The organism is Pseudomonas fluorescens, assembly GCF_030344995.1.
GTDB lineage: Bacteria > Pseudomonadota > Gammaproteobacteria > Pseudomonadales > Pseudomonadaceae > Aquipseudomonas > Aquipseudomonas fluorescens_BF.
In genome coordinates this window covers 1,950,303-1,974,544 of the sequence record NZ_CP128260.1, presented here as the reverse complement: position 1 = coordinate 1,974,544, position 24,242 = coordinate 1,950,303, and the positions used below count along the sequence as shown (strand labels likewise).

Sequence of the window (24,242 nt, the reverse complement as noted above, 5' to 3'; positions counted from 1 at the left end):
TCGGCGTGGACGATGGAAAATCCGCCCCACGTGGAGAAGTGAAAATGGATATCGGCGTTCATTGCGCCTCCTTCTTGTTATGCACCTGCACGACAGGCATGCAGCGCATCTCACCTTCCAAACGACGCTGAAACAAGCGCGCCAGAGCGCTGCGCAAGGCCCGGCGGGGCTGGCTCCGGCAGATTTTCCTTACAGCCCGACAGAAGCACCCGATTCACGGGACGGCGACGGCTTTTTTGTAAACATTCACTGACAACGCGTAACGTAAAGTTTCCACTCCAGACCCGTCGAAGCTGTGCCCGGCGGTTGACGTTGGCTGGCTAACTATTTGAAAGGCGTTAAGTTTTTTGTTTAAAAACAAGAAAAACACACCCAAAAAAAAGAAATAAAAAGTCCAAAAAAAACGCCAACTCTAAGAGTTGGCGTTTTCTGTTTCAGCTTGAAGCTTGCCGCTCGAAGCTTGCAACGGCCTTATTCCGGCTTCTTGCGACCGAAACCCGGACGCTGGCCGGAACCGGCCGGTGCGCCACGGCGCTTGCCCGACGGCTTGTCATCGTCAGCCAGCTTGATGCCCGGACGCTTCGGCGCCGGCTTGGCCGGGCGCTTGGTGTCGGCTGGACGATCCGCCACCGGCGTACCGCGACCTTCGCCGCGCTCGGTACGGCCATTGGCCGGACGCGGCGTGCGTGGACCGCGCTCGCCATCCGGACGCGCTGCCGGCTTGCGACCTGGACGCTCGCCTTCGATCTGCGGCTCGCGGACCGGACGCGGACCAGCGCCAATCGGCGCACCGTTGGCCGGACGCAGGGTGCGCACGCGCTCGGTGCGGGCCATCGGACGCGACGACTTGCGCTGCATGCGGTCGAGCTTGTCTTTGCTCTTGGCGTTCAGTTGCGGCATGGCCACCGGGGTCAGGCCGACTTCGGCGCTCAGCACGTCGACTTCATACTGGCTCATTTCGCGCCAGCGGCCCATCGGCAGGTCGGAGTTGAGGAACACCGGACCGAAACGCACACGCTTCAGGCGGCTGACCACCAGGCCCTGGGATTCCCACAGGCGACGTACTTCACGGTTACGGCCTTCCATCACCACGCAGTGATACCAGTGGTTGAAGCCTTCGCCGCCCGGTGCCTGTTGAATGTCGGTGAAACGCGCCGGGCCGTCTTCCAGCACAACGCCGGCCTTCAGACGCTCGATCATTTCGTCATCGACTTCGCCACGTACACGCACCGCGTACTCACGGTCCATCTCGTAGGACGGGTGCATCAGGCGGTTGGCCAGCTCACCGTCGGTGGTGAACATCAGCAGTCCGGTGGTGTTGATGTCGAGACGACCGATGTTGATCCAGCGGCCTTCTTTCGGACGCGGCAGCTTGTCGAACACGGTCGGACGGCCTTCCGGGTCGTCACGGGTGCAGATCTCGCCATCGGGCTTGTTGTACATGATCACGCGGCGAACCGACTCGGCGGCTTCTTCGCGCTTGATGACCTTGCCATCGATGGTGATGGCGTCGTGCATGTCGACACGCAGGCCCAAGGTGGCGTCTTTGCCATTGACCTTGATCCGGCCCTGGCTGATCCAGGATTCGACGTCACGGCGCGAGCCGACGCCGATACGGGCGAGGACTTTCTGCAGCTTTTCGCCTGCTGGGCCGATTTCCTGGTCGTCTTTCTGATTGATGTCACTCATCTGGGCACCTCCCGGTGTGGTCTGTTCAGCGGCGTTGAATTGAGCCGCTGAAGCGTTGAAATCTGGGTTTTCGGGCGAAAGGATCGCCGAAGGGTCGCGAATCATACGCGGATGCGGCCGCGCGCGCATCAGAGACTAGTCGATCAGGACAAGGTTATTTCTTTTTCCGCCGACCGGTGGCCCCGAGCTTGATCAGACGCAGCGCGGCTTCGGCCAGTACGGTGCGCTTGTCGTCCTTGTCGAGTTTCTTCCAGGCCCGGATCTCGCGCTTGCTGCGGCCGCAGCCGAGGCAGATGTCGTCGCTGAACTTGCAGACGCTGATGCACGGGTCCTTGGTCGAGCTCATGCTCAATCCTCGAACTCGCGACGTTCGGCTTCAATGGCTTCGGCCAAGGCGCGGGCTTCGGCTTCTTCTTCGCTCAGTTCTTCCTCGGCGGCAGGTTCCGGTGCGGGCTGTTCGAGCCGGGCGACGGCGGCCAGCAGTTTTTCCCGGGCTTCGGCCACGCCGAGCACATCGTCTTCCTGCTCTGGCTCGAATTCTGACTCGGACTCGAATTCAGGCTCAAATTCAAATTCTGGCTCACCCTCGTCCGGCGGCTCGACCGGATCGGATTCAAACCCGACCGGCATCGATTCACCGTCCGCGCCGTCACGCAGCAAGTCGTCGAAGTCGGTCTTGATCCCCTCCTCCATGCTGTCCAGCTCCAGCAACAAGGTGTGGAAACTGGTTTCCTCCTTCGGCTCTTCCGGCTCGGCGCTGGCATCGGCCAGCTCCTGCAAGCCCGGCGGCACCGGGGCGTCGTCGAAGTCGAGCACCGGATCGGCCTCCATTTCGCGCAGCTCGGCCAGTGGCGGCAGTTCGTCGAGGCTTTTCAGATTGAAGTGATCAAGAAACAGCTTGGTGGTGGCAAACATCGCCGGTTTGCCCGGCACGTCACGGTAGCCGACGATGCGGATCCACTCGCGCTCCATCAGCGTCTTGACGATGTTGGTGTTGACCGCCACGCCCCGCACGTCCTCGATTTCGCCCCGAGTGATCGGCTGGCGATAGGCGATCAGCGCCATGGTTTCCAGCAGCGCTCGGGAATAGCGCTGTGGACGCTCCTCCCACAAGCGACCAACCCACGGCGCGAACTTTTCGCGAATTTGCAGGCGATAGCCGGACGCGACTTCCTTGAGCTCGAACGCCCGGCCCTCGCAGGACTTGCCGAGCAGGGTCAGGGCTTTCTTGAAGACCGGCGGTTCCGGGCGTTCGCCTTCTTCGAACAGTTCATACAGGCGCTCGAGGGATTGCGGCTTTCCCGAGGCCAACAGAAAGGCTTCAAGCAGGGACGCCAGCTCGCGGGGTTCAGTCAGGTTCATATCGGGACTCGTTATTCGGCTCGGGCTCGCACGTGGATCGCGGCGAACGGCTCATTCTGCACCAGCTCGATCAGGGATTCCTTGACCAGTTCAAGGATCGCCATGAAGGTCACCACCACGCCGAGCTTGCCTTCTTCGGCGGTGAACAGCTCGATGAATGGCACAAACCCGCCGCCCTTCAGCCGTTCCAGCACGTCGCTCATGCGCTCGCGGGTGGACAGCGCCTCGCGGCTGACCTGATGGCTTTCGAACATGTCGCCTCGACGCAGCACTTCGGCCATGGACATCAGGATTTCTTCCAGCGCCACGTCCGGCAACAGCTTGCGCGCGCGGGCTTCCGGGGCGTCGAGCTTGGGCACGATCACGTCGCGACCGACCCGGCTCAGGCCATCGATGCCTTCGGCAGCAGCCTTGAACCGTTCGTACTCCTGCAGACGACGGATCAGTTCGGCGCGCGGGTCGTCTTCTTCGTCTTCGACGGTTTCGGCCCGGGGCAGCAGCATCCGCGACTTGATCTCGGCCAGCATCGCGGCCATCACCAGGTACTCGGCGGCCAGTTCCAGACGCACCGACTGCATCAGTTCGACATAGCCCATGTACTGGCGGGTGATTTCCGCCACCGGGATGTCGAGGATGTTGATGTTCTGTTTGCGGATCAGGTACAGCAGCAGGTCGAGCGGGCCTTCGAAGGCTTCGAGGAAGACTTCCAGGGCGTCCGGCGGGATGTACAGGTCCAGCGGCATCTCCGTGACCGCCTGGCCATAGACCATGGCAAACGGCAGTTCCTGCTGGGCACCGGCCTGGGGATCAACGGTTTCCACTGCGGACATTCAGGCCTCGACCATGAATGGCGCCGGATCGCCGCAACCGACGCGGATCACTTCAGGATCGTCGCCCGTGAGGTCGATCACGGTGGAAGCCTTGATGCCGCCGGAACCGCCGTCGATGATCAAATCGACCTGATGCTCGAGCAACTGGCGCATTTCGTACGGATCGCTCAGCGGGTCTTCTTCGCCCGGCATGATCAGGGTCACGCTCATCAGCGGCTCGCCCAGTTCTGCGAGCAGCGCCAATGCGATCGGGTGGCTCGGCACACGAAGGCCGATGGTGCGTTTCTTCGGATGCAGCAACAGGCGCGGCACTTCGCGAGTGGCGTTGAGAATGAAGGTGTACGGCCCGGGCAAGTGGGCTTTCAGGATTCGAAAGGTCCCGGTGTCGATCTTGGCGTAATTGCCCAGTTGCGACAGGTCGCTGCAGATCAGCGCGAAGTTGTGCTTTTCGTCGAGCTGACGCAGGCGTCGAACCCGCTCGATGCCGTTCTTGTCGCCGATCTGGCAACCGATTGCGTAGGAAGAGTCCGTTGGATAGACCACCACCCCGCCCTTGCGGATGATCTCGACCGCCTGTTTGATCAGGCGCGCTTGCGGGTTTTCCGGATGAATCTGGAAAAATTGACTCACATTCTCTACCTGTTCAGACGGCGGCAATAACTGTGTCATGTTTGAACCGACACCACAGGGGTGGAAGGTCCTCCGGCACCGGCCGGTACTGGCCGATCTCCGACCAGCCACCAGGGCCATGGAAATCACTGCCGGCGCTGACCAGCAGACCGAACTCACGGGCAAGGATTGCAAGGCTGCCCACCTGTTCCGCAGGCTGGTGACCGTTGACCACTTCGATCGCGTGCCCGCCCGCTTGAATATAGTCGGCAATCAGCTTTCGGCGCTTGCTGCGGGTGAAATCGTAGTGCCACGGATGCGCCAGACTGACCCAGGCACCGGCGGCGCGCAGCGTGCCGACGGTGTCTTCGAGGGTCGGCCAGTGTTGCTTGACGTCCCCCAGCTTGCCGGCGCCGAGCCATTTGCGAAACGCCTCGGCGCGGTCCTTTACAAAACCTTCACGCACCATCCAGTCGGCGAAATGCGGACGGGCCGGCGCATTGCCGCTGTCGCCCAGTTCCTGCTGGATCTGCCGCGCGCCGTCGAGGGCATTCGGCATGCCCTTGAGGGCGAGCTTGCGGCTTATTTCCTCAGACCGCAGCCAGCGGCCGTCGTGCAACTTCGCAATCGCCTCGACCAACGGTGCGGCGTTGACGTCGAAACCGTAGCCAAGCACGTGAATGGTCGCCCCGCCCCAGGTGCAGGACAATTCGACGCCGTTGACCAGTTGCATGCCCAGCTCTTCGGCCGCGATGCGCGCTTCGGCGAGGCCTTCGAGGGTGTCGTGATCGGTCAGGGCCAGGACTCGCACGCCGTTCTCGAACGCACGCGCAACCAGTGCCGCAGGCGCCAGGGCGCCATCGGAGGCCGTGCTGTGGCAGTGCAAATCAACATTCACGGGGATGTGTAACCTCAAATCAGCTGGCGCTATCGCGCGCCCGTATGTTTGTTATTATGCCGCCACATCCAGCTTCTGGCTCTCACTGTGAAACAATTCATCGATTTCATCCCGCTTCTGCTGTTCTTCATCGTCTACAAACTCGATCCACGCACCGTCGACGTTGCCGGCCATGAACTGACGGTAGGCGGCATTTACAGTGCCACCGCCATGCTGATCATCAGCTCCCTGGTGGTGTACGGCGCGCTTTTCATCAAACAGCGCAAGCTGGAGAAGAGCCAGTGGCTGACGCTGGTCGCCTGCCTGGTGTTCGGCAGCCTGACCCTCGCGTTCCACAGCGAAACCTTCCTGAAGTGGAAAGCCCCGGTGGTCAACTGGCTGTTCGCCCTGGCCTTCATCGGCAGCCATTTCATCGGTGACCGCCTGCTGATCAAGCGCATCATGGGCCACGCGTTGACCCTGCCGGATCCGGTCTGGACCCGGCTGAACATCGCCTGGATCGCCTTTTTCCTGTTCTGCGGGGCCGCCAACCTGTTCGTCGCCTTCACCTTCCAGAGCATCTGGGTGGACTTCAAGGTGTTCGGCAGCCTGGGCATGACCGTGCTGTTCCTGGTCGGTCAGGGCATCTACCTGTCCCGTCACCTGCACGACGCCGATACCACAACGCCAAAAACCGAGGACTGACATGCTCTACGCCATCATTGCCACCGACGTCGCCAACTCCCTGGACGCCCGCCTCGCTGCGCGCCCGGCACACCTTGAACGCCTGCAAGTGCTCAAGGGCGAAGGCCGCATCGTGCTGGCCGGCCCGCACCCGGCGGTCGACAGCAATGATCCGGGCGCAGCAGGTTTCAGCGGCAGCCTGATCGTTGCCGAATTCGACTCCCTGAGCGCAGCGCAGGCCTGGGCCGATGCCGACCCGTACATCGCCGCCGGCGTCTACGCCAACGTGATCGTCAAGCCGTTCAAGCAAGTCCTGCCGTAACCTCCCCCGCCAATACCTCAACGCGATGAACCTTGTCGGTTCATCGCGTTCTCAATCGCTCATTATTCTCGTTTGCCGGCCGACAACCTGCCCAATATCCATTTGGAAACAGGAGTCGCGATGCGCAAGGGTCCGTTGTGTCTGATGTTGGTCACGTTGTCGATCGTGGCGCCCGCCCATGGTGAAGAAAGCACCGAAGGCGGCAACTCCACGCCGCTGTCGTTGAGTGCCGGCAGTCAGATCACCGAGTTGCAGCAGCGCCTGAAGGCCAGCGAGCAGCAACGGGAAGAATTGAGCAAACAACTGCAAAGTGCCGACAACACCCGCGAAAGCGCCCAGCTCGCCCGGTTGCGCCAGGAGAACCAGCGTCTGAAGCTGCAACTCAAGGAAGCCCAGGCCAGCCCGCTGCCGCGCCTGCTGACCGAACAGCAGCAATGGTTCGTCACCGGGGCCGGGGTAGCGCTATTGGCGCTGCTCTGCGGTATCTTTGCCAGTGGAGCAAGCCGAAAACGTCGGCAATGGCTAAATTGAGTGAGTCATGAGCGAGCTGTTACTGATTGATGATGACCAGGAGTTGTGCGAACTCCTGAGTAGCTGGCTGAGCCAGGAAGGCTTTCAGGTCCGGGCCTGCCACGATGGCCAGGGCGCCCGCAAGGCGCTGGCCGAAACCGCACCGGCGGCCGTGGTGCTGGACGTGATGCTGCCCGACGGCAGCGGTCTGGAACTGCTCAAGCAATTGCGCAGCGATCACGCCGACCTGCCGGTGCTGATGCTCTCGGCGCGGGGCGAACCGCTGGACCGGATCCTCGGCCTGGAACTGGGCGCCGACGATTACCTGGCCAAGCCCTGCGATCCGCGCGAATTGACCGCCCGGCTGCGCGCCGTGCTGCGCCGCAGTCACCCGGCCGCCGTGTCGACCCAGCTCGAACTGGGCGACCTGAGCTTCAGCCCGGTGCGCGGCGTGGTCAGCATCGACGAAAAGGAATTCACCCTCACCGTCTCCGAAAGCCGCCTGCTCGAAGCCCTGCTCAAGCAGCCGGGCGAGCCGCTGGACAAACAGGAACTGGCGCAGATCGCCCTCGGCCGCAAGCTGACCCTGTACGACCGCAGCCTGGACATGCACGTCAGCAACCTGCGCAAAAAGATCGGCCCGCACCCCGACGGCCGCCCGCGCATCGTTGCCCTGCGCAGCCGTGGCTACTACTACAGCCTCTGAGCGTCTGTCAGTTTTGTCAGGTCGGCGCGAAAACGTGTTTACCCAAGCTTTACACAGCGCTGACCGCCGCTGACCTTGATCTCCGTAATCTGTACTCATCCGGAACGTACCGGGAACGAGACAAAGGAGATTCACCATGCGCAAGACTCTTATCGCTCTGATGTTTGCCGCTGCCCTGCCGACCGTCGCCATGGCCATGCCACAGGATGGCGGCCCGATGGGTGGCCCGCTGGACGGCCCGCGCCATGGCGGTCAGATGCACGGCATGCACGGCAAAGGCCCGTACAGCCAACTGGACCTGTCCCGCGAACAGCGCGAGCAGATCCGCAAGATCATGGGCGAGCAGATGCACGAGCGTAAGCAGACGGTCGAGAAATACCTGGAGAAACTCTCGCCAGCCGACCAGAAAGCCATGAAGGACGAGATGGCGGCCAACCACAAGAAAGCCGAATCCGATGTCCGCGCCGTGTTGAAACCGGATCAACAGAAGAAATTCGACGAGATCCAGAAGAAACAGGCCGAGCGTCGCGCCGAATGGGCCGAGTTCAAAGCCTGGAAAGCGCAACAGCCGCAAAAGGCGCAATAATGCAGTAACTTCAGATCCGACGGCTAAACACCGTCGGATCTGTTGCCACTCAATTCAGATGTGGGAGCGGGCTTGCTCGCGAAGAGGGAGTGTCAGTCACCGATGATGTCGACTGACATTCCCTCTTCGCGAGCAAGCCCGCTCCCACATTAGATTTGTATTTGTTTGAGGATTTTCTGTGCGTTCATTGTTCTGGCGTATCCTCGCCAGCTTCTGGCTGGCCATCGCTCTGGTTGCAGGGCTTTCCATTCTGCTGGGGCACATGCTCAACCAGGACGCGTGGATCCTCAGTCGTCACCCGGGCCTTAACACCCTGGCTGCCGAATGGACGCAGACCTACGAAGCCCAGGGCGAAGACGCCGCCCAGGACATCCTCGAACAGCGCAAACGCCAGTACCACATCGACGTGCAAGTGCTGAACGAAAGCGGCGACCCGGTGGTGCGCGGCACCTTTCCCCGGCGCGCGGCCGCCTTCGAGGCACGGCAGAACAACGATGACCGACGCCTGCCCTGGCGCCGTTTGACCGACGAGTTCACCAGCGACAAAAGCGGCGACACCTACCTCTTCATCTACCGCATCCCGCACCCGGAACTCGACGCCTGGCACCGCGAAAGCCTGCTCTGGCCGTTGAGTGCGCTGGGTATCGCGCTGGTGGTGCTGACGCTGTTCAGCCTGCTGGTGACCTTTTCCATCACCCGCCCGCTCAGTCGCCTGCGCGGCGCGGTGCATGACCTCGGCCAGACCACCTATCAACAGAACAGCCTGGCGCAACTGGCCAACCGTCGCGATGAATTCGGCGTGCTGGCCAACGACTTCAACCGCATGGGCGCCCGCCTGCAAAGCCTGATCGGCAGTCAGCGCCAGTTGCTGCGCGACGTATCTCACGAATTGCGTTCACCGCTGGCCCGACTGCGCATTGCCCTGGCGTTGGCCGAACGGGCAAGCCCGGAAGAACGGGAAAAACTCTGGCCACGACTGACCCGCGAATGCGACCGGCTGGAAGCGCTGATCAGTGAAATTCTGGTGCTGGCGCGGGTCGATGCCGACAACGCCAGCGCCGAAGAAGTGGATCTGAATGCGTTGCTCGCCACCTTGCAGAAGGACGCGCAACTCGGTTCGCCTGAGCAGACCGTACGTCTGGAGGCCGAGCCGGCGCTCAATCTGACGGGTTGGCCGACCATGATCGAACGCGCCGTGGACAATCTGCTGCGCAATGCCCAGCGCTTCAACCCGGTCGGACAGTCGATTGAAATGCAGGCGTCACGTCAGGGCGAGCGGATCGTGGTCAGCGTGCGTGACCATGGGCCGGGGGTGCAGGCCGAGCATCTGAGCCAGTTGGGCGAACCGTTCTATCGGGCGCCGGGGCAGACTGCCGCGGGCCATGGCCTGGGGCTGGCGATTGCCCGGCGGGCGGCGGAGCGGCATGGCGGGACGCTGGTGCTGGCGAACCATCCGCAGGGTGGGTTTGTGGCCAGTCTGGAATTGCCGCTGGAACCCGGGGCGATTGTCCAGCCCTAAATAGCTGCCCTCACCCCAGCCCTCTCCCGGAGGGAGAGGGAGCCGACCGAGGGGTCTTACGTCAGACATCGACCTGAAAAATCGAGTCGATTATGGTTCTGTAAAAGCACTTGAACCGAGTCAATTCCGGATTCGGCCAAGTTCTGTCAGGTCGGTGAACCTCTCAAGCATCCCCCAATCAGTCCCCTCTCCCTCCGGGAGAGGGTTAGGGTGAGGGCGCTTTTAAAGCTTTTAACGCCCTTTAGGCTTTACCCGGCCAGGCGCTGACAAACTCCGCCAGATCAACCTTCTCGGCCACCCGCGGTTCTTTCTGCGGCGTGCCGAGGTACAGGAAGGCAATCACCTCTTCGTCATCCGTCAGGCCCAGGCCCTTGGCGACATGTTTCGAGTAAGCCAGATCACCGGTACGCCACACCGCACCAATCCCCTGCGCGTAAGCCGCCAACAAAATCCCGTGCGCCGCACAGCCCGCCGCCAGCAGTTGCTCGGCCTTCGGGTATTTGACGTGATCCTGCAATTTGGCGATGACCACGACCACCAGCGGCGCGCGCAGCGGGCCGTTGCGCGCCTTGTCGATCATCGCTTCGGTGACTTCGCCTTCCTGCATTTGTGCAGCTTCGGCCAGCAACTCGCCCATCTGCTCACGCGCCGCGCCTTCGACGGTCAGGAAGCGATACGGCTGCAAATGGCCGTGATCCGGTGCGCGGGTCGCGGCGGCAAACAGCACTTCGCGCTGTTCGGCGGTGGGGGCCGGATCGATCAGTCGTGGAACGGAAACACGGTTGAGCAAAGCGTCGAGAGCCTGCATCGGCCACCTCCTGAAAAAAATGTCCGGCTATTCTAGCTGCAAGTGATCCAGCCGCGTCGGTTTACATGCCTTGCACCGCAGGTAGAATGGCGCCCTTCCCACATCAGCCCGAGCGGACTTCATGGCGTTGCCGACCTTACGGATCATTGGTTTCATCATCGGCATCTTCCTGATCACCCTGGCCATCGCCATGGTCGTGCCCATGGCCACCCTGGTGATTTTCGAGCGCACCGGCGATCTGCCGTCGTTCCTCTGGGCGAGCATGATCACCTTCGTCGCCGGCCTCGCGCTGGTGATTCCCGGTCGCCCGGAACACATTCACCTGCGCCCCCGGGACATGTACCTGCTGACCGTCAGCAGCTGGCTGGTGGTGTGCATTTTCGCCGCGCTGCCGTTTTTGCTGACTCAGCACATCAGTTACACCGACTCGTTCTTCGAAAGCATGTCCGGCATCACGGCCACCGGCTCGACCGTGCTCAACCATCTGGACGACATGTCCCCGGGCATCCTGATGTGGCGCTCGCTGCTGCACTGGATCGGTGGTATCGGCTTCATCGGCATGGCGGTGGCGATCCTGCCGCTGCTACGCATCGGTGGCATGCGCCTGTTCCAGACCGAATCCTCGGACCGCTCGGAAAAGGTCATGCCCCGCTCGCACATGGTGGCGCGGCTGATCGTGGCGGCGTACGTCGGCATTACGATTCTCGGCAGCCTGGCGTTCTGGTGGGCCGGGATGAGCCCGTTCGATGCGATCAACCATGCGATGTCGGCGATTTCCACCGGCGGGTTCTCGACCTCCGACCAGTCCCTGGCCAAGTGGACGCAACCGGCGGTGCACTGGGTGGCGGTGGTGGTGATGATTCTCGGCAGCCTGCCGTTCACCCTGTACGTGGCGACGCTGCGCGGCAACCGCCGGGCGCTGATCAAGGATCAGCAGGTGCAGGGTTTGCTCGGGATGTTGCTGGTGACCTGGCTGGTGCTCGGCACCTGGTATTGGTGGACTACCAACCTGCATTGGCTGGATGCGCTGCGGCATGTGGCGCTGAACGTGACGTCGGTGGTCACCACCACCGGTTTCGCGCTGGGGGATTACAGCCTGTGGGGAAACTTCTCGCTGATGCTGTTCTTCTATCTGGGCTTCGTCGGCGGCTGCTCCGGATCGACGGCCGGCGGGATCAAGATCTTCCGTTTCCAGGTCGCCTACATCCTGCTCAAGGCCAACCTTAACCAGCTGATCCACCCGCGCGCGGTGATCAAGCAGAAGTACAACGGTCACCGACTCGACGAAGAAATCGTCCGTTCGATTCTGACCTTTTCGTTCTTCTTCGCCATCACCATCTGCGTGATCGCCCTGCTGCTGTCGCTGTTGGGCGTGGACTGGATGACTGCGCTGACCGGCGCCGCCAGCACCGTGTCCGGCGTCGGCCCGGGACTGGGCGAGACCATCGGCCCGGCCGGCAACTTCGCCAGCCTGCCGGATGCGGCCAAGTGGATTCTGTCGTTCGGCATGCTGCTCGGCCGACTGGAGATCATCACGGTGTTTGTACTGTGTATTCCGGCGTTCTGGCGTCACTGACCGCGTTCGGCGCTTCCAGCAACCGCGCCCGGTAATCGCCGGGCGTGGTGTCGAACCAGCGGCGGAAGGCGCGGAAGAAATTGCTCGGATCGGCAAACCCCAGCAGATAGGCAATCTCCAGCAAGGTCATGCTCGGCTGCGCCAGGTATTGCTCGGCGAGCTCGCGGCGGGTGTCATCGAGCAACTGCTGAAAACTGGTGCCCTCCTCCTGCAAACGCCGTTGCAAGGTGCGCTGCGACAGATGGAGGGTCTGCGCCACCGTATCGCGCTTGGGTTCGCCCTGGGGCAGCAGGCGGCACAACACCTGACGCGCCTTGTGGGTCACGCGGCTTTCGGAAAACCGCGCCAGATATTCCCCGGCAAACCGGTCATGCAACAGCGCCATCGCCTCGTTGGCGGTGGGCAGCGGCGCTTCCATGTCGGCCCGTTCGAAGATCAGCGCGTCATACGGCGCGTTGAACACCAGCGGTGCATGGAAGGCTTGTTTATAGGGTTCAAGATCATCCGGCTCGTCGCCCTGCACCAGCACTTTGCGCGGGTGCAGCGTGCGCCCGGTCAGCCAGCCGCACAGCGCCAGCGCACAGGCCAGCGAAGCTTCGGCACTTTGCCGGGTCGGCGGCAGATGATCGCCATGCACCGTCAGGATCAGCGCATAACCTTCGTCGAGCAGGCGAAAACTCAGGTCCGCACTTTCGGCGATGATCCGCTGATAACGCACCAGTCGCTGAAAACCTTCGGCCAGCGTATTGCTGGACATCAGCGCATAACCCGCGACATGGAACGAAGCCGGTCGCACCACCTTGCCCATGTTCAGGCCGATCGCCGGATTACCGGACAGCTCGACTGCCCGTTGCCAGAGTCGGGTCATGGAATCCTGCGGGAAGCGTGCGTCCGGATCCTCCAGCGCCGCGTAGTCGAGCCCCAGCTGTCTGAACAAAACCCGACAATCCAGGCCGTCCATTTCCAGTGCCTTGACAATCCCCATCGCCCAGCTTGCAGAAGTCGTTCGTTCGCTCATGGCGTTTTTTCTTGGATGACATGATGAGCCGCATACTACGGCGGATTTCCCAAGGATAGTAAAGTGGCGCCAATTGTCACTGGCCGACGCCATTGATCACTCTAGACTCAAATAAGCTACCCGCCGAACAACTTGCAATCAGAACAATAACCACAGAGATCGCAGTCGTGGAAAACATCAAGCATTTCAACAGCTTCGCCGAGTTCTATCCGTATTACCTCAGCGAGCACGGCAACAGCACCTGCCGTCGCCTGCATTTCATCGGTACGACGCTGGTGATCTTCATTCTCGCCCTGACCATCGCCAAGGGCGCCTGGCTGCTGTTGCTCGCCCTGCCGCTGGCCGGCTACAGCTTTGCCTGGGTCGGGCACTTCTTTTTCGAGAAGAACCGCCCGGCCACCTTCCAGCACCCGTTCTACAGCCTGCTCGGCGACTTCGTCATGTACCGCGACATGATCCTGGGCCGCGTGCCGTTCTAGAAATTCCGACCAAGAGGATTGCCGATGAATGCCACTGCCCGTTTCACCCACATGAAGGACGGTACACAGGACGACTGGGCGATCATTGCGGCGGACTTCAGCGCCTACGCCCGTCAACTGCCGAACCGGATCATGGCGCACCTAAAACTGCTCGAAGGCGATTTCGGCGGTTTCCCGGTGGATCGACTGACCCATTCGCTGCAAACCGCGACCCGCGCCTTTCGCGACGGGCGCGACGAGGAATACGTGGTCTGCGCCCTGCTCCACGACATCGGCGACACCCTCGGCTCCTACAATCACCCGGACATCGCTGCCGCCATCCTCAAGCCGTTCGTCAGTGCCGAAAACCTGTGGATGGTGGAGAAGCACGGGATTTTCCAGGGCTACTACTTCTTCCATCACCTGGGCATGGATCGGCACTTGCGCGAGCAATTCAGCGACCACCCGCAGTTTCTGGCGACCGCGGAGTTCTGCGCCAAATACGACGCGGCGGCGTTCGACCCCGAGTACGACACCCTGCCGCTGAGCTTTTTCGAGCCGATGATGGAAAGGCTGTTTGCCCAGCCGAAAAACTCGATCTACAAAGCGGCGATGGAAGAGCACAGCCCGGCCTGAGTTGATTTGAAAACTCAGGCCAGCTCGGCAACCTTCGCCGCTTTCAGTTCGGCTTCCCGGGCCTGCGCATCCGCCAGGCGATACAGCTCGATCGTGCCGTCCCAGTGCTCGATCAGCGCCGTGCATGACTCCACCCAGTCGCCACAGTTGAGGTAATCCACTTCGCCGACCTTGCGGATCTCGGCGTGGTGAATGTGCCCGCAGACCACGCCGTGCAACTCGCGCTTCACGCATTCGTGAGCGATAGCTTCTTCGAAATCGCTGATGAAGCTGACCGCGGTCTTCACCTTGTGCTTGAGATAGGCCGACAGCGACCAGTAGCCGTAACCGTATTTCGCCCGCCAGTGATTGAGCCAGCGGTTGAGGGTCAGGGTGAATTCGTAGGCCGAATCGCCAAGGAACGCGAGCCAGCGGTGATAGCGGGTGATCACGTCGAACTGGTCGCCGTGAATCACCAGCAGATGCCGGCCATCGGCGGTGACGTGCACAGCTTCGTCAACCAACTGGATATTGCCCAGAATCAGTTTTGAATAGCGGCGCAGGAATTCGTCATGGTTGCCGGTGACGTAAATCACCTCGGTGCCGCGCTTGCTCATGGTCAGCAAACGGCGGATCACATTGGTGTGCGCCTGCGGCCAGTACATGCCACCACGCAGCTTCCAGCCGTCGATGATGTCACCCACCAGGTAAATCTTGTCGGCGTGATAGCCCTTGAGAAATTGCGACAGATGCTCGGCCTGGCAATCCCGCGTGCCCAGGTGCACGTCGGAGATCCACAGGGTGCGAACCCGTTGTTTACGGCTGGGTCTGGCGAGCTCGGCGCTGGTCATGGGCAACCCTCTGCGATGTTTTCGCCACTCTGCGCGCGCCCGGTTAATCGACCATGACAGGTATGCGTCAGTCGTGTGACAAACGCGTCGCCCCTGCGCCGGTGTAGACTGGCGGCTCGCCCGGAGACCGCCATGCAACCGATCCTGACCCTGCGCCATTACAGCCACGACCTGATCGCCCACAGCCACGACCACGCGCAACTGGTGTTCGGCCTGTCCGGCGCGCTGGATTTCGAAGTCGAAGGGCGTGGCAGTCAGGTATTGCAGCAGAGCTTCGTGGTAATCCCCGCTGGCGCGCATCATGCGTGCGGCAGTCCCAAAGGCAGCCGCTGTCTGGTGCTGGATGTGCCCGACGAACAATGGCTGACACGCTCGCTGGGCGATCACGCCGATGCCAGCCGCCGTCTGCTGGACAACGCCGCGCGGTTGTCGCTGGATGCCGGGCAAGGTCAATTGGTCAACTGGCTGGCGAACAGTCCGGTGGACGACCCGCTGATTGCGCAACAGGGCGCGGTGTTGCTGCTGGCAAGCCTGAACCACGTGCCACCCACCGAAATCGTCACGCGCCGCCTGCCCTACGCAGCACTCGATGCGCACATCGAGCAATACGCGGCCTATCCGCTGCAAGTCGCGGATCTGGCGCGCGTCGCCGGCTTGTCCAGCGCCCGGTTGCATGCGCGGTTCGTCGCCGAATGCGGGCAGACACCGATGGACTACATTCGCAGCCGACGCCTGCACAAAGCCGTCGCTCTGCTGCGAAACACCACGCTACCCATCGGTGAAGTGGCTGGCCGCGTCGGCTACAACTCGCAAAGTGCATTCTCGGCCGCTTTCCTGCGTGAATTTGGAACCTCTCCTACACAATTGCGGCGCGAGGCTGACGACAAAAGTCGATAGCCTGCCGACAGACTTTTGCGTCGTGACACGCTTCAATGTGTGCCTGTAATGGTGTTTGGAAAAAGGACTGCAATGACTCCCCGTACCGCCCTCGGCGCCCTGCATATCGGCGCACTGATGTTCGGCCTGACCGGCGTCTTCGGCAAACTCGCGGCCGCAACGCCCGCGGTCATCGTGTTCGGACGCGCCGCGTTTGCCGTGCTGGCCCTGGCGTTTTTCGCCCGTTTCGCCCAACAGGGCGGCTGGCAGAAACTGCAAGCCGTGGACTGGCGACGGCTGGCCCTGAGCGGTGTGCTGCTGGCCGGGCACTGGGTGAGTTTCTTCATTGCGGTCAAGGTCGCGGGCGTCGCCATTGCGACCCTGGGCTTCGCCAGTTTCCCGGCCTTCACGGTGATCCTCGAAGGGCTGATCTTCCGCGAACGCATCCGCGCCAACGAAATCGTCCTCGTGGTGCTGGTCAGTGTCGGGCTGGTGCTGGTGACGCCGGCGTTCGATCTGGCCAGCGGCGCGACCACCGGCCTGCTTTGGGCGATCCTGTCCGGCCTGCTGTTTTCCCTGTTGTCCCTGACCAACCGCGCCAGCTCCGGACGTATCCCGGCGGTGCAGGCAGCGTTGTGTCAAAACGTGGTGGTGGCGTTGTGTCTGCTGCCGGTCGCGGCGCCGCAACTGAGCGAAGTGCGCGCCATCGACTGGTTGTGGATCGGTCTGCTCGGGGTGTTCTGCACCGGCGTCGCACACAGTTTGTTCGTCGCCAGCCTCGCGGTGATCAAGGCGCGCACCGCCGCGGTGGTGTTCGCCATGGAGCCGGTGTACGGGATTACCGTGGCGTGGCTGCTGTTCGATGAAGATCCGACTCTGCGCATGTTGATCGGCGGCGCGCTGATCATCGTTGCGATCGTGGTGTCGAGCCGGATGTCAGGCAGCAGCGACAAGAAAACCGTCGCGGCCGAGGCGGCCTCTCACTGACCTCGGTCGTTGTGGCCGAGGTCGCGGTCAGGGTCGATCTGGTCGCGCACCCGCTGCTTGAGCACCTTGGCCTCGGGGAAACCGCCGTCGGCCTTGCGTTCCCAGATCTGCACGTCGTTGCAGGTAATGTGGAATATCCCGCCGGTGCCCGGCACCAGTGACACTTTGCCGAGGTCGTCGCCGAAGGTGCTGAGCAGTTCTTGCGCCAGCCACGCGGCGCGCAACAGCCACTGGCATTGCGTGCAATAGGTGATGACGATTTCCGGTTTTGTGACGGTCATGCGCTGAAACTCCTGAGCCAGAGGGGCGCCGCTATAATAGCCGGCTTTATCGCTCGCCCCGAGACTCACGATGCGTCGTCTTCTGATCTGCCTGTTGCTTGGTTTCCTTCCCCTGTTCGCTGGTGTCAGCGTCCACGCCAGTGAGGCAACACGCCCGAAAGTCGGCCTGGTGCTGTCCGGTGGCGCGGCACGTGGCCTGGCACACATCGGTGTGCTCAAGGCCCTGGAAGAGCAAGGCATCAAGATCGATGCGATTGCCGGCACCAGCATGGGCGCGGTGGTCGGCGGGCTTTATGCCTCGGGCTACAAGATCGACGAACTGGAAAAACTCGCCCTGACCATCGACTGGCAGCAGGCATTGTCCGACGCCCCGCCCCGTGAAGACGTGCCGTTCCGGCGCAAGCAGGACGACCGCGACTTTCTGGTGAAACAGAAACTGAGCTTTCGCGACGACGGCAGCCTCGGCCTGCCATTGGGCGTGATTCAGGGCCAGAACCTCGCACTGCTGCTGGAAAGCCTCTTGGCCCACACCAGCGATACCCGGGATTTCGACAAGCTGCCGATCCCGTTCCGCGCCGTGACCACCGACATCGCCAACGGTGAAAAGGTAGTGTTCCGCAAGGGCCACCTGCCCCAGGTGATCCGCGCCAGCATGTCGATCCCGGCGGTGTTCGCCCCGGTCGAGCTCGACGGCCGATTGCTGGTGGATGGCGGCATGACCGACAACATTCCCCTCGATGTGGCCCGTGAAATGGGCGTCGACGTGGCCATCGTGGTCGACATCGGCACCCCGTTGCGCAACCGCAAGCAACTGGTGACCGTGGTCGATGTGCTGAACCAGTCGATCACCCTGATGACCCGGCGCAACTCCGAAGAACAACTGGCAACCCTGCACCCCAATGACGTGCTGATCCAGCCGCCGCTGGCCAGTTTCGGCGCCACTGACTTCGGTCGAGGCCAGGAGATGATCGACGCCGGCTACCGCGCGACCAAGGCTCTGGACGTACGCCTCGCCCGCCTCAAACCCGTGCAGTCGCAGGATGCCGAACTCAACGCCGCACGCGCGCCGGGCCAGCGCACGCCGATCATCACTGCGATCAAGGTCGAGAACGACTCGAAAGTCGGCGATGATGTGATTCGCTATTACATTCGACAGCACATCGGCGAACCGCTGGACCTGGGTCGTCTGCAAACCGATATGGGCACCTTGTACGGCCTCGATTACTTCGAGCAAGTGCAATACCGCGTGGTGCACAAGGGTGCGGATCACACGCTGGTGATCAGCGCGCGCGGCAAACGCACCGGCACCGATTACCTGCGGGTCGGCCTGAACCTGTCGGACGACATGCGCGGCGACAGCGCCTTCAATCTCGGCGCCAGTTACCGCATGAACGGTATCAATCGCCTCGGCGCGGAATGGCTGACCCGGGCACAGATCGGCGATAAACAAGAGTTGTACAGCGAGTTCTATCAGCCGCTGGATGTGGGCTCTCGCTACTTCGTGGCGCCTTATGCGTCGTTCGCCGCGCAGAACGTCGACTCGGTTCTGGACAACGATCCGATCGCCCAGTATCGCGTCGAGCGCTACGGCTTCGGCCTCAACTTTGGTCGGCAGATCGGCAACAGCGGCGAAGTGCGCTTCGGCGTCGGCGAGGCCTGGGGCAAGGCGGATGTGCGGATCGGCGATCAGGACCTGCCGAGCGAAAACTTCAACGAAGGTTTCTATGCGCTGAAGTACTCGTTCGACTCGCTGGACAACGTTTACTACCCCCACGAAGGCGAAGACATCGGCCTGACGCTGGTGCAGTTCGAACCGAGCCTGGGCTCCGACACGCGCTACCGGCAGTGGGAGTTCAAACTGGACAAGGCCATGAGCAGTGGCCCGGACACGCTGATTATGGGCGGTCGTTACGGCCGCACGCTAGATGATGCCAACGTGGTGACCTCCAGTTTCCTGCTCGGCGGCGCCCGGCAATTGTCCGGTTTCCGCGAGGACGCGATCTCCGGGCAGAACGTCAGTCTGATGCGCGCGGTGTATTACCGCCGCCTCACCCCGCGCTCGTACCTGCCGCTGGACTTCCCGCTGTACGCCGGCGCCTCGCTGGAACGCGGCCGGGCATGGAATAACGACAATGAGTTCGACAGCGGCTACATCAACGCCGCCAGCGTATTCATCGGCTTCGATACGCCGCTGGGGCCGTTGAACTTCAGTTATGGCCTGAACGATGCGGATGAACAGGCGGTGTACCTGAACCTCGGGCAGACCTTCTGACAGCGGTCAGCGAATTCCCGCCAACAGCGTACGCGCCGTTTGCCGGAGGGGTTCGTCGGCTTCCTTGAGCAGTTCGTTGAGCAAGGCGATGGCGCTGTCGATATCGCCGTCATCGATGCAGGTCTGGGCCTGTTCGAGCTTGCCGGCGTTGACGGCGTCCGAGGGTTCGGGTTCCAGTTCCGGGGCATGCAACTCCAGTGGCTCCAGCGACAGCGACGAACCGGGATCGCCAAACTCGTTGAGAAAGTCTTCGTCCAGCGGCTGCGTTTCCGGCTCGGCGATCCATTCCAGCTCGACGGTTTCGGCATCGTCGGGAAGGGTTTCCGGTAACTCGAAATCCTGTGGCAATACCTGCAGATCGGAGCCGAGCGTTGATGGCGCCTGTTCAGGTGCGGCGGTGGCCGGGCGCGTTTCCTCAAGATCCCAACTGGAGGCCATCGAGAGCTGATCCAGGTTCAGTTCGAAATTGTCTTCGACCACCGGCTCCACAGGCTTGGAAGGTTCGATCGGCAGCGCGGCTATCACTGGGGCCGCCGCCACCAAAGGTGCGGCGCTGACCAGTTTCGGATAGCGGGCGCGAATCTCCTGCAAACGCTGATCCTCGACCCCGAGCTGGCGCAGACGGCTTTCCTGCTCGTCATAGGACGGCGTGTCGCCCTGCCGCCCCAGCACTTCAAGCAACTGCACGCCGAGGTCGATGCGTTCCGGCTCCCGCTGCAACGCATCGCGCAACAAACCGGCAGCCTCGCCCAAACGTCCGTAGGCCAGATAAATGCCGACCGCTTCCAGCACATCGCCATTGGCGTGATCCTCACGATGCTCGACAGCACTGTGAACGGCACTTGGCTGCATCGGTTCTGTGTCGTCGACCGGGGGTTCGTTCCGTACTGGCAGGAACGGCGTCGACAGCTCAGCTCCTTGCGACTGCTGGCGTTGCCGGCGCACATACAGCGCCGCCCCTGATAACCCAAGGACCAGCAGCAATCCGCCGAGCAGCGGCCAGTTAAGTGAATCCTCCTGAGACTCGACCGGAGCAATGACCGGCGCCGGCACAGGCGTCACGGGGGCTACCGGTGCCGGCGGCGCCTGTTGCACTTCAATCAGGCGAGCCTGCAAATCATTGAGCTGCTTCTTACCGTCAGCGATCAGCACTTCCTGGGCCTGAAGCTTCACGTTCAATTCATCGATGGTTTTTTGCAGTTGCTGGTTCTGCACAAGGCTCGCCGCCAATTGCTCGGCCTGCGCGTCAACGACCGGAGCCGGCGGCTGCACAGGCGCAGCAGGTTTGGCCGGCGTGGTTGCGGAGGGAGCCTCGGGGGTCGGGAATTCCGACGATTGCGCACGCGCAGTTGGCTCGTCGGTGGCCGGGACAATTCCCGGTGAGCCCGGCGGGTCGATCAGCACGGTGTACTCGCGCAGCAGGTGGCCGTTGGGCTGATCGAGCTGCACCAGGAAATTCAGAAAGGGTTCGTTGACCGGTTTGGTCGAGGTCACACGGATCATGTTGCGATTGCCGCGCAGGATCGGAGTGAACTTGAGGTCGTTGAGAAAGAACACACGCTCGATACCAGCGCGGCCGAACTCGTCCGCCGAGGCCAGACGGACCGCCAGTTCGTTTTCGCTGACGCCCCCGACATCCACCAGAGCGATGTCAGCCTTGAGCGGCTGATTGAGGGCTGAATGCACGGTGATATCACCGAGCCCCAGCGCCAATGACGCAGTGGACCAGGTGAGAACACCGGCCACCAGCAGCGAGTTGGCGCAACGCAGTACCACGTGCCGACTTCCGAGCATGAGCATCCCTTAAATAAGCAAAACCGACTTCTATGCGTTCGCACATCCGGTACGAACACGATATTGCCCAGTAGTTCTTATAGTCCGCCCAGCGCGATCTCTCAAAAAAACGGCACGCGGTTATGCCTCAAGACTTTTCCAGATTGGCCAGAATGTGCCCGTGAACCCGCATGCACACCTTCATATCGGCCTCATCGATGCCTTCAAACAATTCCTTGCGCAGTTGTGTGGCAATGGTCTCGATTTGTTCGATCAGCGGCAGGGCCGGTGCACACAGCACGATTTTTTTCGCCCGGCGGTCTTCCATGACGGACTGGCGTTGCACCAGTCCCTGGCTTTCCAGACTGTCGAGCAGACGGGCCAGGGTCGGCCCTTCGACGCCGACGCTTTGCGCCAGCTCACGTTGCGTCGGCGCCTCTTCGAAGCGCGCCAGATGCAGCAGCACCAGCCAGCGTGCCTGGGACAAGCCCAGACCGGCCAGCCGGCGATCCAGTTCGGCACGCCAGCCACGGGACATCTGGGCCAATTGCATGCCAAAGCGGTGTTGATCGGTTAACGGCATAAAACACTCATGATTAGACTGAACAAATAGAGAAAAACTAATTATTAGTCAGCTAAGCATGACATTTGACTATAGGCAAGAGGCGCTCTGTACTGAATCGTTACAACCGTATAACGGTTGGCACAAACGCCCTCTTACATTTCAAACTCGGATTGCAGCGCAGCCCGCACGCAATACAGCACGCCTTCCGGTACACGACCGGCAAACAGCTCGGCCACTTCGGCGACCGACGGCAACTCGCCTTCGCCGTCGAGGAACGCATCCTGGACTTCGCCCATCAGATCTTCCGGCAGATCCAGCGCCTGTTCCAGCGACAACTGCTGCTTGCCAATGGCTTCGGCGAGCATGGTGTAGACATTCTTTTCCGAGCACTGCAACTGACCGGCAATCTGCAGCGGCGTCATGCCGGCGCGGGCCAGGGTGATCAGTTCGTGGCGCACGTCAGCCACCACTTTCGGTGCCTCGGCCTCGCCGCCCAGCACTTCGAGGAAGGCCTCGCCGTAGCGCTCCAGCTTGCGTGCGCCAACGCCGCTGACCCGGGCCATGTCCGCCAGCGAAGTCGGCTGGCTGCGGAGCATTTCCAGCAGCGTCGAGTCGGGGAAAATGACGTACGGCGGCACACCGTGTTCTTCCGCGAGTTTGCGCCGCAGGGCGCGCAAGGCTTCCCACTGTTCGCGTTCTTCGCCACGCACCAGTTGGCTGGCGGGGCTCTTGCTGCCGCTCTTGGCGCTGACTTGCGGCTTGAGGTCGCGTCGCAGCTCCAGGCTCACCTCACCCTTGAGCAGCGGCCGGCAGGTGTCGCTCAGGCGCAGCCCGCCATAACCTTCGTGATCGACATCCGCCAGGCCGCGAGCAACCAGCTGACGGAACAGCGAGCGCCATTCGCTCTCGCTCAGCGCCTTGCCCACGCCGAACACCGACAGGTGCTGATGACCGAAGCTGCGGACTTTTTCGTTGTCCTTGCCCAGCAGCACGTCCACCAGATGACCAACACCGTAACGCTGGCCGGTGCGATAGATCGCCGACAGCGCCTGACGCGCTGGCTCGGTGGCGTCCCAGGTCTGCACGCCGTCGGTGCAGTTGTCGCAGTGACCGCACGGCTCGGGCATGTCTTCGTCGAAGTACGCCAGCAGCGCCTGACGGCGGCAGCGGGTTTCTTCGCAGAGCGAGAGCATGGCGTCGAGCTTGTGCTGCTCCAGACGCTTGTGGCGCTCGTCGCCTTCGGAGTTCTGCAGCATCTGCTTGAGCATCACCACGTCTTGCAGACCGTAGGCCATCCATGCGTCCGCCGGCAGGCCGTCGCGGCCGCCGCGTCCGGTTTCCTGGTAATAGGCTTCAAGAGATTTCGGCAGGTCGAGGTGAGCGACGAAACGCACGTTGGGTTTGTCGATACCCATGCCGAACGCCACGGTGGCGACCATGATCAGGCCTTCCTCGTTGAGAAAGCGCTTCTGGTGATAGGCGCGCAGATCGTTGGGCAGACCGGCGTGGTACGGCAGCGCCGGGAAGCCCTGCTCGGTGAGAAACGCGGCCACCTCTTCCACCTTCTTGCGCGACAGGCAGTAGACGATGCCGGCATCACTGCGCCGCTCGGCAAGGAACGCCAGCAACTGCTTGCGCGGCTGCTCCTTGGGCACGATGCGGTAGAAGATGTTCGGCCGGTCGAAGCTCGACAGGAAACGCTCGGCGTTCTGCAAATGCAGGCGGGTGACGATTTCTTCGCGAGTACGCTTGTCGGCAGTGGCGGTCAGGGCGATGCGCGGCACGTCGGGGAACATTTCCGCCAACTGCCCCAGTTGCAGGTATTCCGGGCGGAAATCGTGGCCCCATTGCGATACGCAGTGCGCTTCGTCGATGGCGAACAGGGCGATGTTCAAGCCTTGCAGGAACGAGAGCATGCGTGGCTGCACCAGACGCTCCGGCGCCAGATAGAGCATTTTCACTTCGCCGCGCTTGATCCTATTGGCGAGGTCGCGCTGTTGCTCGGCACTCAGGGTGGAGTTCAACGCGGCCGCCGCCACGCCCAGCTCTTCGAGGGTGGCGACCTGATCGTCCATCAGCGCGATCAGCGGCGACACCACCACCGCCAGGCCGTCGCGCAGCAGCGCCGGCACCTGGAAGCACAGGGACTTGCCGCCGCCGGTCGGCATCAGGACAAGGGCATCACCACCACTGGCCACGCGCTCAATGATTGCACCCTGACGGCCACGGAAACTGTCGTAGCCGAAGATGTCCTTGAGGACGCGTTGAGCCTGTTCGAGCATAAAAACTCCAAAAATCCACCGAAACATCCCTGCACAGGCTGGTTCAAGACAGCCGAGGCTGCTTTAAACAAAACGTAAGGGCGCATTGCATGACGCCGTACAGATTCAGCCACGACACCGGCAGGGATCGCAAAGCGCGGCAGTATACCCGAGCCCTCCCCGGCAAAGGGCACCGCCGATAAGAAG

Annotated in this window: 25 protein-coding genes; 12 read left to right on the top strand and 13 right to left on the bottom strand. The window is 62.1% G+C overall.

Going from position 1 to position 24,242, the window contains the following annotated elements; all coding sequences use genetic code 11:
* Positions 1 to 471: 471 nt before the first annotated feature.
* From rluB to QR290_RS08925, 6 genes are all read right to left on the bottom strand, one after another.
* Positions 472 to 1,689 (bottom strand): 23S rRNA pseudouridine(2605) synthase RluB, encoded by a 1,218-nt coding sequence (rluB, locus tag QR290_RS08950; protein ID WP_115079906.1) that lies wholly within the window; start codon positions 1,687 to 1,689, stop codon positions 472 to 474.
* A gap of 154 nt (positions 1,690 to 1,843) precedes the next feature.
* Positions 1,844 to 2,035 (bottom strand): DUF1289 domain-containing protein, encoded by a 192-nt coding sequence (locus QR290_RS08945; RefSeq protein ID WP_007958358.1) that lies wholly within the window; start codon positions 2,033 to 2,035, stop codon positions 1,844 to 1,846.
* A 2-nt stretch (positions 2,036 to 2,037) separates the two neighbouring features.
* On the bottom strand, positions 2,038 to 3,051 hold the full coding sequence (gene scpB / locus QR290_RS08940; RefSeq protein WP_289204739.1) for an SMC-Scp complex subunit ScpB: 1,014 nt from the start codon (positions 3,049 to 3,051) through the stop codon (positions 2,038 to 2,040).
* Positions 3,052 to 3,062: 11 nt separating this feature from the next.
* Positions 3,063 to 3,761: a segregation and condensation protein A gene (locus tag QR290_RS08935; RefSeq protein WP_170928268.1), complete on the bottom strand. Its 699-nt coding sequence runs from the start codon at positions 3,759 to 3,761 to the stop codon at positions 3,063 to 3,065.
* Positions 3,762 to 3,881: 120 nt separating this feature from the next.
* Positions 3,882 to 4,511 (bottom strand): L-threonylcarbamoyladenylate synthase, encoded by a 630-nt coding sequence (locus QR290_RS08930; protein WP_115076972.1) that lies wholly within the window; start codon positions 4,509 to 4,511, stop codon positions 3,882 to 3,884.
* A 13-nt stretch (positions 4,512 to 4,524) separates the two neighbouring features.
* The gene (locus QR290_RS08925; RefSeq protein ID WP_115076971.1) at positions 4,525 to 5,388 is read right to left on the bottom strand and encodes a PHP domain-containing protein; all 864 of its coding nucleotides are present in this window, start codon (positions 5,386 to 5,388) and stop codon (positions 4,525 to 4,527) included.
* An 87-nt stretch (positions 5,389 to 5,475) separates the two neighbouring features.
* Between QR290_RS08925 and QR290_RS08920 the strand changes: the two genes are divergently transcribed.
* The 6 genes from QR290_RS08920 (at position 5,476) to QR290_RS08895 (ending at position 9,694) form a co-directional block, all read left to right on the top strand.
* Positions 5,476 to 6,072, top strand: a complete 597-nt coding sequence (locus tag QR290_RS08920) for a septation protein A (protein ID WP_085699543.1) — start codon at positions 5,476 to 5,478, stop codon at positions 6,070 to 6,072.
* A 1-nt stretch (position 6,073) separates the two neighbouring features.
* Positions 6,074 to 6,373, top strand: coding sequence for a YciI family protein (locus QR290_RS08915; RefSeq protein WP_064378589.1), 300 nt, complete (start codon positions 6,074 to 6,076; stop codon positions 6,371 to 6,373).
* A 120-nt stretch (positions 6,374 to 6,493) separates the two neighbouring features.
* Entirely contained in the window at positions 6,494 to 6,904 is a 411-nt protein-coding gene (locus QR290_RS08910; protein ID WP_115076970.1) for a translation initiation factor 2, read from the top strand.
* Between the two features lie 7 nt (positions 6,905 to 6,911).
* Positions 6,912 to 7,589, top strand: a complete 678-nt coding sequence (locus QR290_RS08905; protein ID WP_289204738.1) for a response regulator transcription factor — start codon at positions 6,912 to 6,914, stop codon at positions 7,587 to 7,589.
* 136 nt (positions 7,590 to 7,725) lie between these two features.
* Entirely contained in the window at positions 7,726 to 8,175 is a 450-nt protein-coding gene (locus QR290_RS08900; protein WP_007958371.1) for a Spy/CpxP family protein refolding chaperone, read from the top strand.
* Between the two features lie 178 nt (positions 8,176 to 8,353).
* Positions 8,354 to 9,694, top strand: coding sequence for a sensor histidine kinase (locus QR290_RS08895; RefSeq protein WP_289204737.1), 1,341 nt, complete (start codon positions 8,354 to 8,356; stop codon positions 9,692 to 9,694).
* Between the two features lie 241 nt (positions 9,695 to 9,935).
* Here QR290_RS08895 and QR290_RS08890 read toward each other — a convergent pair whose 3' ends face one another.
* Positions 9,936 to 10,502 (bottom strand): nitroreductase family protein, encoded by a 567-nt coding sequence (locus QR290_RS08890; protein ID WP_115076968.1) that lies wholly within the window; start codon positions 10,500 to 10,502, stop codon positions 9,936 to 9,938.
* Between the two features lie 121 nt (positions 10,503 to 10,623).
* Between QR290_RS08890 and QR290_RS08885 the strand changes: the two genes are divergently transcribed.
* Entirely contained in the window at positions 10,624 to 12,078 is a 1,455-nt protein-coding gene (locus tag QR290_RS08885; RefSeq protein ID WP_085699555.1) for a TrkH family potassium uptake protein, read from the top strand.
* Here the strand turns inward: QR290_RS08885 and QR290_RS08880 are convergent.
* Positions 12,035 to 13,096, bottom strand: a complete 1,062-nt coding sequence (locus tag QR290_RS08880; RefSeq protein ID WP_205350853.1) for an AraC family transcriptional regulator — start codon at positions 13,094 to 13,096, stop codon at positions 12,035 to 12,037. The two genes, QR290_RS08885 and QR290_RS08880, sit on opposite strands and share 44 nt — an antisense overlap.
* Positions 13,097 to 13,263: 167 nt before the next feature.
* On the opposite strand from QR290_RS08880, the gene QR290_RS08875 reads away from it, so the two are divergent.
* Together QR290_RS08875 and QR290_RS08870 are read left to right on the top strand one after the other, a co-directional pair.
* Positions 13,264 to 13,575 carry a DUF962 domain-containing protein gene (locus tag QR290_RS08875; RefSeq protein WP_289204736.1) on the top strand — a complete coding sequence of 104 codons (312 nt, stop codon included), beginning with the start codon at positions 13,264 to 13,266 and terminating at the stop codon, positions 13,573 to 13,575.
* 24 nt (positions 13,576 to 13,599) lie between these two features.
* Positions 13,600 to 14,190 carry an HD domain-containing protein gene (locus QR290_RS08870; protein ID WP_115076966.1) on the top strand — a complete coding sequence of 197 codons (591 nt, stop codon included), beginning with the start codon at positions 13,600 to 13,602 and terminating at the stop codon, positions 14,188 to 14,190.
* A gap of 14 nt (positions 14,191 to 14,204) precedes the next feature.
* On the opposite strand, the gene QR290_RS08865 is transcribed toward QR290_RS08870, so the two are convergent.
* Positions 14,205 to 15,020 (bottom strand): UDP-2,3-diacylglucosamine diphosphatase, encoded by an 816-nt coding sequence (locus tag QR290_RS08865; RefSeq protein ID WP_007958385.1) that lies wholly within the window; start codon positions 15,018 to 15,020, stop codon positions 14,205 to 14,207.
* A gap of 132 nt (positions 15,021 to 15,152) precedes the next feature.
* Between QR290_RS08865 and QR290_RS08860 the strand changes: the two genes are divergently transcribed.
* Both QR290_RS08860 and QR290_RS08855 read left to right on the top strand, forming a co-directional pair.
* A complete protein-coding gene (locus tag QR290_RS08860; protein WP_115076965.1) occupies positions 15,153 to 15,917 on the top strand; it encodes a helix-turn-helix transcriptional regulator in 765 nt (254 codons plus the stop codon).
* A 72-nt stretch (positions 15,918 to 15,989) separates the two neighbouring features.
* Positions 15,990 to 16,883 (top strand): DMT family transporter, encoded by an 894-nt coding sequence (locus QR290_RS08855; protein WP_115076964.1) that lies wholly within the window; start codon positions 15,990 to 15,992, stop codon positions 16,881 to 16,883.
* Here QR290_RS08855 and QR290_RS08850 read toward each other — a convergent pair.
* Complete coding sequence (locus QR290_RS08850; protein ID WP_115076963.1) at positions 16,877 to 17,164, bottom strand: SelT/SelW/SelH family protein; 288 nt, start codon at positions 17,162 to 17,164, stop codon at positions 16,877 to 16,879. The genes QR290_RS08855 and QR290_RS08850 overlap by 7 nt on opposite strands.
* Before the next feature lie 70 nt (positions 17,165 to 17,234).
* Between QR290_RS08850 and QR290_RS08845 the strand changes: the two genes are divergently transcribed.
* Entirely contained in the window at positions 17,235 to 19,436 is a 2,202-nt protein-coding gene (locus QR290_RS08845) for a patatin-like phospholipase family protein (protein ID WP_289204735.1), read from the top strand.
* Between the two features lie 6 nt (positions 19,437 to 19,442).
* On the opposite strand, the gene QR290_RS08840 is transcribed toward QR290_RS08845, so the two are convergent.
* The 3 genes from QR290_RS08840 to recQ all read right to left on the bottom strand — a co-directional run bounded on the left by QR290_RS08840 (position 19,443) and on the right by recQ (position 24,056).
* Complete coding sequence (locus QR290_RS08840) at positions 19,443 to 21,230, bottom strand: FimV/HubP family polar landmark protein (RefSeq protein WP_289204734.1); 1,788 nt, start codon at positions 21,228 to 21,230, stop codon at positions 19,443 to 19,445.
* Between the two features lie 127 nt (positions 21,231 to 21,357).
* Positions 21,358 to 21,792: a MarR family transcriptional regulator gene (locus tag QR290_RS08835; protein WP_115076960.1), complete on the bottom strand. Its 435-nt coding sequence runs from the start codon at positions 21,790 to 21,792 to the stop codon at positions 21,358 to 21,360.
* A 134-nt stretch (positions 21,793 to 21,926) separates the two neighbouring features.
* Entirely contained in the window at positions 21,927 to 24,056 is a 2,130-nt protein-coding gene (gene recQ / locus QR290_RS08830; protein WP_115076959.1) for a DNA helicase RecQ, read from the bottom strand.
* Between the last annotated feature and the right edge of the window lie 186 nt (positions 24,057 to 24,242).